The sequence below is a fragment of the Methylocystis sp. genome (genome assembly GCF_050246715.1).
GTDB lineage: Bacteria > Pseudomonadota > Alphaproteobacteria > Rhizobiales > Beijerinckiaceae > Methylocystis.
Map to the genome: position 1 here is coordinate 1 of NZ_JBFWVN010000095.1, position 7,143 is coordinate 7,143.

5 protein-coding genes and 1 tRNA gene are annotated in these 7,143 nt (G+C 62.4%); 1 reads left to right on the forward strand and 5 read right to left on the reverse strand.

The annotated features are described in order from the left end of the window. Positions 1 to 72: 72 nt before the first annotated feature. The 4 genes from AB7I51_RS17280 to AB7I51_RS17295 form a co-directional block, all read right to left on the reverse strand. Complete coding sequence (locus tag AB7I51_RS17280) at positions 73 to 777, reverse strand: class I SAM-dependent methyltransferase (RefSeq protein ID WP_428405504.1); 705 nt, start codon at positions 775 to 777, stop codon at positions 73 to 75. A gap of 107 nt (positions 778 to 884) precedes the next feature. Beyond that, positions 885 to 1,967: a class II fructose-bisphosphate aldolase gene (fba, locus tag AB7I51_RS17285; RefSeq protein ID WP_428405503.1), complete on the reverse strand. Its 1,083-nt coding sequence runs from the start codon at positions 1,965 to 1,967 to the stop codon at positions 885 to 887. A gap of 18 nt (positions 1,968 to 1,985) precedes the next feature. Then, positions 1,986 to 4,007 carry a transketolase gene (gene tkt / locus AB7I51_RS17290; RefSeq protein ID WP_428405502.1) on the reverse strand — a complete coding sequence of 674 codons (2,022 nt, stop codon included), beginning with the start codon at positions 4,005 to 4,007 and terminating at the stop codon, positions 1,986 to 1,988. Next, positions 4,004 to 4,879: a phosphoribulokinase gene (locus AB7I51_RS17295; protein WP_428405501.1), complete on the reverse strand. Its 876-nt coding sequence runs from the start codon at positions 4,877 to 4,879 to the stop codon at positions 4,004 to 4,006. Before AB7I51_RS17295 ends, tkt begins: the two co-directional genes overlap by 4 nt. Before the next feature lie 257 nt (positions 4,880 to 5,136). Between AB7I51_RS17295 and AB7I51_RS17300 the strand changes: the two genes are divergently transcribed. Then, positions 5,137 to 5,213: transfer RNA gene (locus AB7I51_RS17300), tRNA-Met, on the forward strand. A gap of 857 nt (positions 5,214 to 6,070) precedes the next feature. Here the strand turns inward: AB7I51_RS17300 and AB7I51_RS17305 are convergent. Continuing rightward, positions 6,071 to 7,024, reverse strand: coding sequence for an outer membrane protein (locus AB7I51_RS17305; protein ID WP_428405505.1), 954 nt, complete (start codon positions 7,022 to 7,024; stop codon positions 6,071 to 6,073). Positions 7,025 to 7,143 lie beyond the last annotated feature (119 nt).

A 7,143-nucleotide genomic window follows, 5' to 3' on the forward strand; every position in this document is an offset into this window, starting at 1 on the left:
GGCGGGCGTGGCTGTGAGGTCGAAGCGGAACGGGTTGGTGTCAGCAACCGAATCCTACGCCGTTTCAGCCACCTATGCTATGCTCGCCAGCCTTCGAACGGCGCCGTCACGAATAAGATGGGCTAGTCCGGGACGCACGTCAGGATCGGCAAGCTCCAGTGGCAGCAGAAAGGTCATCGCGAAAGTCGAGCCCGGAGCCATCATCGCGGCGACATTGCGCAACGCGGCCAAATTCGCTTCCTTCGAGAGATACATACTCACGCCCGTGGAAACGATGATGGCGGGCTGGACCGCGTCGAATCCCGCGTCCGTCAATCGCCGCCGCCAGGGCTCGCCCGCCTCGAAATCGACCGGGACCAGTCGCACACATTCGGGAACGCCAAAGCCAAGATCGATCAGGCGTCGCCGTTTCCACGCCTGAGGGCCGGGCTGATCGATTTCGAATAGGCGCAGATGAGAAGCGATATCCGGCCTGCGCTGGGCGAATGTGTCCAGTCCCGCGCCCAGGATCACATATTGGCTGACGCCTTCGCCGGCCCGCTCGATGACCAAATCCTCGATGAAACGGGCGCGGGCCACGATCGAGGCCCGGAACGGCTTCGTGCCATCGGGGTCCATGTCGGGACGGTGACGCCAATTTTCGTCGGGGGCCGCCAACCGCAGACCCAATAAATCCTCGAATACATGCGGCGGCGGATCGGTCTCGACATGCATCGCGCGCCATAAGGCGACCCGCACCGCCGAGCTCTCTGGCCCCGCAGTTTTTGTATCCTGCATGACAGTCAATCTTTGTGGCGATTTCGAAAAGTGATGACAGGCCAGCGGCGGCGCCGCCGGCAAATCGCTCCGGCCGAACCAAATCCTTCGGCCGGGGCGCTCCCGCCCTACTCCGCCGCCTTCTTGCTCGCAAATTGCGGATCGAGCGCGCCGCTGGCGTAGCGCTTGGCCATTTCGGAGAGCGGGATCGGCTTGATTTTCGAGGCCTGCCCCGCCGTGCCGAATTCCTCATAGCGCTGCTTGCAGACGGCGCGCATGGCCTCCATCGCCGGCTTTAGATATTTGCGCGGATCGAATTCGCCCTTGTTCTTGCCGAGAACGCCGCGGATCGCCGCAGTCATGGCGATCCGATTGTCGGTGTCGATGTTGATCTTGCGCACGCCAAATTTGATGCCGTGCTGAATCTCGGCGACCGGCACGCCCCAGGTCTGCGGCATCTCGCCGCCGGCGGCGTTGAAGGCGTCCTGCAAATCCTGCGGCACCGATGAAGAGCCGTGCATCACGAGATGGGTGGCGGGCAGGCGGCGGTGGATTTCCTCGACCACCTTCATCGCCAGAATCGCGCCGTCGGGCTTGCGCGAAAATTTATAGGCGCCATGCGACGTGCCCATCGCGATGGCGAGCGCGTCGACCTTGGTGCGCGCGACGAAATCCTCGGCCTGGGCCGGATCGGTCAGCAGCTGGTCATGCGAGAGCTTGCCTTCGGCGCCATGGCCGTCTTCCTTCTCGCCCATGCCGCTTTCGAGCGAGCCGAGCACGCCAAGCTCGCCTTCGACCGAGGCGCCGACCCAATGCGCCATGTCGACCACGCTGCGGGTGACCCGCACATTGTAATCATAATCGGCGGGCGTCTTGCCGTCGGCCTTCAGCGAACCGTCCATCATCACCGAGGTGAAGCCGAAGCGGATGGCGCTGGCGCAGGTCGCTTCGGCGTTGCCGTGGTCGAGATGCATGACGAGCGGAATGTCGGGCCAGATCGCGGCGAGCGCCTCGATCATCTTGGCGAGCATGACGTCATTGGCGTAGGCGCGCGCGCCGCGCGAGGCCTGGATGATGACCGGCGCTTCGACCGAGGCGGCCGCCTCCATCACCGCGAGCCCCTGCTCCATATTGTTGATGTTGAACGCCGGAACGCCATAGTCGTGCTCGGCGGCGTGATCGAGCAACTGCCTTAGGGTGATGAGCGCCATTGTCGCCTCCGCTGTCTCTTACGCCTTAACTAGTGTCCGAGCCGCCTCAGCCACAGCCTCGGCCGTGACGCCAAAATGCTTATAAAGCTCGGCCGCCGGTCCGCTCGCGCCAAAGCCGTTCATGCCAATGAAAGCGCCGCGCTCGCCGAGCCAGCGGTCCCAGCCGAGCCGAACCGCCGCTTCGACCGCGACGCGCGGCGCGGCGCCCAGAACCTCTGCCCGATAGGCCTCGGACTGAGCCTCGAACAGCTCCCAGCAGGGCATGGACACGACGGCGGCCTTTATCCCTTGCGCGGCTAGAGTGTCCGCCCCCGCGAGAGCGATTTCAACCTCTGATCCGGTGGCGAGCAGCGTAACGTCGCGCTTGCCCGCCGCTTCGCGTAGCACATAGGCGCCCTTCGCGGAAAGATTCTCGCCGACCGGCCGGTCGAGCGTCGGCAGATTCTGCCGCGACAGGCTCAAGATTGAGGGCGTGTGGCGGCTGACGAGCGCCAACTCCCAGCATTCGGCGGTTTCGATCGCGTCGGCCGGGCGGAAGACATTGAGATTGGGCATGGCGCGCAGCGCCGCCAGATGCTCCACCGGTTGATGCGTCGGCCCGTCTTCGCCAAGGCCGATCGAATCATGGGTCAGCACATAAATGACGCGCTGGCCCATCAGCGCCGAAAGTCGGATGGCGGCGCGGGCATAGTCCGAGAACACCAGGAAAGTGCCGCCATAGGGCACGAATCCGCCATGGAGCGCGATGCCGTTCATCGCCGCCGCCATGCCGAATTCGCGCACGCCGTAATGGATGTAGCGGCCGGTAAAATCATCCGGCGCCACTTCGCCCATGCCCTTGGTGATGGTGAAGTTGGAATGGGTCAGATCCGCCGAGCCGCCGATCGTCGCCTGCGTCGCGGCATTGATCACGCCGAGCGTCATTTCCGACGATTTGCGCGTCGCGACTTTCGGCTTCTCGGCGACGAGAGTGGCGCGGAATTCGGCGAGCGGCTTGGCGATCTCCCCAGCGACATCGCCCTTCATGAACGCCTCGAATGCTGCGCCCTTGGGCGACGCGGCGCGGCGCGCCTCCCATTCTTCGCGCACCTTTGCGCCGCGCCGACCCGCCGCGCGCCACGCGTCGAGAACGTCGCCCGGCAGTTCGAAGGGCGCATGCGGCCAGACGAGCGCTTCGCGTGCCGCGTCGACCTCCGCCGCGCCGAGCGGCGAACCGTGGCAGCTTTCCTTACCCTGCTTGGTCGGCGCGCCATAGCCGATGAGCGTGCGGCAGCCAATCAGCGAGGGCCGTGGATCGGCCTGGGCGGCGGCGATCGCCTCGGCGACGGCCTCGAGATCATGGCCGTCGATGGATGCGACGTGCCAGCCGGCGGCCGCAAAGCGCGCGATCTGATCTGTCGAGGTGGCTAGGCTCGTCGGCCCGTCGATCGAGATCGAATTATCGTCCCAGAACAGGATAAGTTTCGAGAGCTTCAAATGTCCGGCGAGGTCGATCGCCTCATGGCTGACGCCCTCCATCAGGCAGCCGTCGCCGGCAAGGACATAGGTGAAATGATCGACGAGATCGTCGCCGAAGCGCGTCGCCGCGAGACGTTCGGCGATCGCCATGCCGACCGCGGTGGCGAGGCCCTGCCCGAGCGGGCCGGTCGTCGTCTCGATCCCGGCGGCGTGCCCATATTCGGGGTGACCGGCCGTCGGCGAACCGAGCTGGCGGAAATTCTCGAGCTCCTTTCGCCCCATCCCTGGATAGCCGAGGAGATAGAGCAGCGCGTAAAGCAGCATCGAGCCATGGCCAGCCGAGAGCACGAAACGGTCGCGGTCCGGCCAGTCCGGCCGGCTGGCGTCGAATTTCATGAAGCGCTGGAACAGCACGGTCGCGACGTCGGCCATGCCCATCGGCATGCCGGGATGGCCGGATTTCGCCTTTTCGACCGCATCCATCGCCAGGGCGCGAATGGCGTTAGCGTCGCGCCGAGGATCGGACGTCGCGCCCGCCGCTGAGGAAGTCTTCTTGGCCGCCGTCACTATGGTGTCGTTCACGTCACGCCTTTCCTGCGTCTGACCAGTTCGAGGATCCTCGGCGTGAGGATCAGTTGCATGGCAAGATCGAGCTTATTGCCCGGGATGACAATCGAATTGGCGCGCGACATCCAGCTTCCCGCGATCATCGCCACAAGATAGGGGAAATCCACCCCCCGCGGATCGCGAAAGCGAATGACGACGATCGATTCATCGGGCGTCGGAATTGACCGGGCGACAAAGGGATTGGACGTGTCGACCGTCGCCGCGCGCTGGAAATTTATATCCGTCTCGGAGAACTGGGGACAGATATAATGCACATAATCATGCATCCGCCGCAGTATCGTCTCGGTGACGGCTTCGGTCGTATAGCCGCGCGAATGCCGGTCGCGATGCAACTTTTGCGTCCATTCGAGATTGATGACCGGAACGACGCCGATCTTGAGATCGGCGTAGCGCGCGACATTGACCTCGTCAGTGACGACCGCGCCGTGCAGCCCTTCGTAAAACAGCACGTCGGTATTGGGCGGCAATTCGTGCCAATCGGTGAAGGTTCCCGGCGCGACGCCGAGGACCGCTGCCTCGTTCTCGTCATGGGCGTAATGGCGATAGTGGCCAGAGCCGGTTTCGCCATATTCGCGAAACAGCGTTTCGAGCTCCGCCAGCAGATTGGCCTCGGGACCGAAATGGCTGAAATGATGATTGCCCTTGACCTGGGCCTCGAACATCGCCGTCTTCATTTCCTCGCGATTATGACGATGGAAACTGTCGCCTTCGACATAGGCGACCTCGATGCGCTCACGGCGGAAAATCTGTTCGAAGGTCGCCTTGACCGAACTCGTGCCGGCGCCTGACGAGCCGGTGATGGAGATGATCGGATGTCTGACCGACATTGGCGCTAACCGGAAAGCTTCAGCCAAGCGAACCCACGGCCGGCGGCGGCGTCCGCGAAACGGCGAGGCTCAGCCGGCTTCTCGCATGGCGGAGGCGCAAAGGAAAGGCTCCTGCACGCGCCGATTGGCCCAGCCGGCAGGCTGGCGGCCGATTTCGGACCGGTCACGACGGGAGGCGCCGATCTCGGCGCCGCCTTGACTTGTGGCGAGACGGCAACCTATATCGCAAATTCTTCCAGACCGCTCAGGCGGCTCGGGGCGGAGTAGCTCAGTCGGCTAGAGCAGAGGAATCATAATCCTTGTGTCGGGGGTTCGAGTCCCTCCTCCGCTACCACGATAAAATCAGCATCTTAGCTTATTTTCCGCCTTCCGATGGCGCCGCTTTCCGCATGCAACATGGCGCAACAAATGACGTTGATCTCCAACGATTTCAATAGAGACGCGGCGACTCCGCGCAACATGAAATTCAACATGGACGCACGAAAAAGCCCGGTCGTCGCCGGCCGGGCTGAAGTTTTGCGGTTGAAAGGATCGTCGCCTCTTGCAGGCGACGGGGCAATTCGTAGGCGCGCCGCGCGACTGGAGCAAGCGCGAACCAGGCGCCGTAGTTAATGGTAGGTTACCGCCACGTGCGAGCGCTTCACGGTACTGCAGCTGTCGGCCATCCCAGCCCCATCGCGTCATTTCCGCGAGGTCAATTTCTCGCGCCGGATTATCCATGCTCCCCGTTGCTGGCCCCTCATAGGTAAACATGCCAAGCGCCACATTTGGGTCGAACAGCTCTTCGCCTTGAGAAAACTTGGCCGAGGTTGTCGCTAAACCTTCCTCTTGGGAAGGTTACCCTGCAACGCAACCTCGCCCCGTTCCTGGGCGGCGTCATTCTAAAGTTTTGATGGCTCCGCTGGCTCGCAACCGCCGTCGCCCTACATTTGTTCGCACGATATGTCCTTGGAGTCAGAAATATGACTCACGCTCAAGCCTTCGAGCTTTTTGGCCTTCCCGCCGTTATCGTCGTGCTCGTCGGGGTGATCGTTCTCGCCAACAAATTCGTGGCCCGTTATTGAGCGCTCCGGCGCGCTCGGCACGAGGCTGAAAAAAGGCCCGCGACCGTGAGTAGCGGGCGAATGCCGTAATGAAAAAGCCCGGCGCGAACCGGGCTTTCTCTTTGACGAAACGCTTGGGGGTCGTTCGTCAGTATTTCGCAATGACCGGCGGCACGGCCCAGTTGAAATGATAGTTCACGCCGGCGCGGACGATGTTGCCGTTGAAGCGAGTCGTGACGTTGACCGCATAGGCATAGTTCACAAATCCGGCATTGGTCGCACCCGCCAAAACTGAAGACGGCGCCGAGACGCGTCCAAGGTCATAATATAGATATTCAGCCTTGGCGCTCCAATTCGGCCAGAACATCCACTCGAGACCGCCGCCGGCCGTCCAGCCGACGCGGGTGTCCGAGTAGCTGCCATTTCCAAAAGACGGCCCAAACAAGCAGCTTGAGCAGAATCCGGCGCCAAACCCGGGGCCGAGGTTCGCCGTGAGAAAGTTCGCACTGAGATTCAACCCGCCATAGGCCAAGCCGCCGGAGCTGTAAACCAGCAAAGTCGGCGTGAACAGCCAGCCAAGGCGGCCGCGCACCGTTCCCAGGTAATCGACGGACCGGCGTATCTGCTGGATTGTCATCGTCGGACTAAATCCAGAGTACGAGTCAATTGGATTAGCCGCGGCCCCAAATCCGGTAACAGCTGAATTATTGGACGCGATGCCCTGAATGTCCGCTTCGATGCCGGCGACGAAGCTATTGTAGAATTGCCAGTTATAACCGATTTGACCGCCGCCAATGAAGCCGCCGTTTGACGACCCCGAACGCACGCCGCTGGCGCTAAGAGCCGCCATCGAGCCAATCGGTATCTCAGGAATGAAATTGACGCTGTTGCCAGGTTGGACGGGCATATTCACTCCGACCGGGGGATTCAGCAGGGGAAAGCCGGAAGTGGTCACGGAGTTGCTGGAACTCCACGCGCCGCCCGCGTTCAGACCGACATAGAAGCCTGTCCACATAGGCGGAGGCGGAGGGGGCGGAAGATAAGGCGCCTTGTAGTGAGGAAGATCTGCCGCGAGGACGGAGGTGGCTGCTAAAGCAGTCATCCGTGAAGAACTCGCAAGGCGTTGACGTGACGAAGTTTTGAGACCTGCGGAAGTAATCGTTTCCGCAGGTTTTCGCTGCGCGGGATGCTGTTTGCTTGCAAATTGATCCGGCGCCGCTG

Coding starts and splice junctions, on each gene's coding strand:
- AB7I51_RS17280 (WP_428405504.1), bottom strand. CDS start 777: ATGCAGGATACAAAAACTGCGGGGCCAGAGAGCTCGGCGGTGCGGGTC.
- fba (WP_428405503.1), bottom strand. CDS start 1,967: ATGGCGCTCATCACCCTAAGGCAGTTGCTCGATCACGCCGCCGAGCAC.
- AB7I51_RS17295 (WP_428405501.1), bottom strand. CDS start 4,879: ATGTCGGTCAGACATCCGATCATCTCCATCACCGGCTCGTCAGGCGCC.
- AB7I51_RS17305 (WP_428405505.1), bottom strand. CDS start 7,024: ATGACTGCTTTAGCAGCCACCTCCGTCCTCGCGGCAGATCTTCCTCAC.